Raw genomic sequence first — 2,730 nt, forward strand, 5'->3', positions numbered from 1 at the left:
TCTATATACCCAATTAATTTGAAGATGCATGGTTGAACATCTGAAAGTTATCGTTAATACGAGACGTCAAAGACTCTGCGATCTCAGGAAGAGTCACAGTAAAAAATCGGTCAATCGCTTGTGCAAAATCCCGTTTAGTTTTGAAATAGAGATTATTCCTTGCATRCTCGTTCATGACCTTCCATAACAGGGCGAGATCGCGAACGTTTTTTAACCAAAAAAGATCGGTTTGACGATCACTTCTGGCTGTGATCATATAGGCCGATTCTAAAATAGTTCGGGATAGATACCGTGGATATCTATACATTTAAAGACTACTTCAGCACTGTTGATGATAATCGCCAGAGTGCCAAGATAACCTACCCGCTATTCGACCTGCTTTTTGCTTCATTGTGCGCGGTGATTGCGGGGTCGAAAGGATGGTACGAGATTCGAGAATACATCCTCGGGCACCATGAGTGGTTTAAGCGTAACGGTATGTTTGAAGAAGGTATTCCTGCCGACGATACCATCGCTCGTGCCATCTCTTCGATTGAACCGAGTGCCTTTCAAGCCTGCTTTATCGATTGGATGAAAGCTGTCCATCAAATGACGGATGGTCAGGTGGTCGCGATCGACGGTAAAACGCTGAAAGGCTCTTACAACCGTGAAGATAGAAGTAGTACGATCCACATGGTCAGTGCGTATGCCAGCGAAAACCACCTGGTGCTTGGGCAGCTCAAGACAGAAGAAAAAAGCAATGAAATCAGTGCGATTCCCGAGTTAATTCGCCTACTCGATTTACGCGGTGCGCTGGTCACCATCGATGCCATGGCCTGCCAAACGACGATTGCCAAGACGATTCTTGAGCAGGGTGGCGATTACTTATTAGCGGTGAAACAAAACCAGGGCAAGCTAGCGAACGCGATCACCGCGGCATTCAGTGAGCAACGTCGAACCTTCAATGACGATGTCGAGTTTGAATATGGTCACGGTCGTATTGAATCACGTCAGTGCTATGTGCTTGCTAAAGCGTGTTTATCAGGCGACTTTACCCGTTTGCCATCACTACAAAGCCTTGTCATGGTTGAGTCTTTGCGTGTCGAAAAAGGGCGTCCGATGTCGCTGGAGTATCGTTACTATATCAGCTCAAAATCACTGACTGCCGATGAGGCAAGCCGTGCTATCCGCTCGCATTGGGGTATTGAATCCATGCACTGGGTATTGGATGTCAACATGGGTGAAGACGCCTGCCAAATTTATAAAGACAATGGGGCCGCTAACTTTGCCTGTCTGCGACACATGGCCTCAAACATGGTGCGGGCTGAGCCGACCAAGATCAGCTTGGTGGCCAAACAGAAGCGCTGTCTCATGAATCCCAGCTTCTTAGAGAAGGTTTTAGCCGCAGGCATACCGGCGATGGTTGAAAAATGAACACTCATGCGCTCGCCCTGCCTTCCATAACCGCTCTATTGGGTTGAGGTTGGGGCTATAAGGYGGAAGATAATGAAGCTCTATATTGAGTACATACGCCGCATCTTTCACTAASTCAGTGCGGTGATAGCCCGCGCCATCCAAGACAAGGTGCACTTTGTGGTTCAGCGGATAGCGCTCTCTTATTTTGCATAAAAATCGAACAATATTTTCACTGTTAACGGTGTCATAATCATCGATAATAGGGTGACCAAGGTCTGACAAATTGAGCGCGCCAACAATAYTGAGGCGACTACGGCTCCCTGTCGTCTCTATTGCTTTATCTTGTCCTGTGCGTATCCAGCCTTGCGTCACTTTTGTCGCTTGAGTCGGATGAACAGCATCCATAAACAGGATGGCTTCATCTTTGCCGCAGCGTGATTTGAGCGCTTCATAAGCGTCGACAAATGCGTGTTGCTTCGCCTCATCGAATTTATGCGGCACGCCTTTAGGCTTTTTATAGCTAAAATCGTTGTGGTGCAGCCATTTGTTCATGCCAGCAACGGAGTAGCGCACACCAAACTGACACTGAACATACGCGACAATTTGGTGGGTGTGGGAGTAGGTGTGTTCGGTCAAATGCTCAATCAAGGCCAGTGCTTGAGGAGCGGACAAATGACTGCTTGAGCCACCATTCTCGGGCTTGAGTTTTTCAGCAGTTGCGTAGTCTTCAAGATGACGCCGTACTGTTGTTTCGTTAATACGCAATGCTTGAGAAATCATCGCAGCGCTCCAACCTTCAGACGCGAGTAACACTGCTTTGATACGATCGCGCACTCGCCCATCACGAGTCGTCCCATGTTGGCGGTCGAGTTCAAGCTTCTGCTGTTTGGTTAAAGTCACTTTCATAGGTAGGAATCATGATCCTGTTTCTACGTAAAATCAAGCATCTTCAATGATCACGGGTATACTTGGCTTTGCTCATCATCTGTAGCCTGTTTTGAGGCTCTGATGAACTGATCGCCGCTCGGATGATAAGTTCAATGATTTAGGAAACAACGCCCATCACGGGTGGTTCCGTGTTGGCTGCCAAGTTCACGTTTCTGCTTTTCGGTTAAAGTCGCTTCCATAGGCGGTAATCATGATCGTGTTTTTACGTAAAATCAAGCATCTTCAATGATCATGGGTATATAGCTTTGGCTTTCGCTACAGGAGTCGATAATCCCCATTTTAACCTAAGTTAAAAGTAGAGGTTTATCAGTGCGCTCCAATTTCATTATTGGAGTGATGCTGCCTAGTAGCATATTTGGTCGCTTATTGTTATACCCTGTACATGAG

The 2,730-nt window shown here is 46.9% G+C and carries 1 protein-coding gene and 2 pseudogenes; 1 reads left to right on the forward strand and 2 read right to left on the reverse strand.

Annotation, left to right across the window (positions count from 1 at the left end; genetic code table 11):
* Window positions 1–13 precede the first annotated feature (13 nt).
* Window positions 14–187: pseudogene (locus BZG79_RS13755) on the reverse strand (IS630 family transposase); the annotation flags it as partial.
* A gap of 104 nt (window positions 188–291) precedes the next feature.
* On the opposite strand from BZG79_RS13755, the gene BZG79_RS13760 reads away from it, so the two are divergent.
* A complete protein-coding gene (locus tag BZG79_RS13760) occupies window positions 292–1,413 on the forward strand; it encodes an ISAs1 family transposase (protein WP_077774685.1) in 1,122 nt (373 codons plus the stop codon).
* 21 nt (window positions 1,414–1,434) lie between these two features.
* Here the strand turns inward: BZG79_RS13760 and BZG79_RS13765 are convergent.
* A pseudogene (locus BZG79_RS13765) lies at window positions 1,435–2,301 on the reverse strand (IS630 family transposase); the annotation flags it as partial.
* Window positions 2,302–2,730: the final 429 nt, after the last annotated feature.

The organism is Salinivibrio sp. MA427 (assembly GCF_001996115.1).
In the GTDB taxonomy this organism is placed as follows: domain Bacteria; phylum Pseudomonadota; class Gammaproteobacteria; order Enterobacterales; family Vibrionaceae; genus Salinivibrio; species Salinivibrio costicola.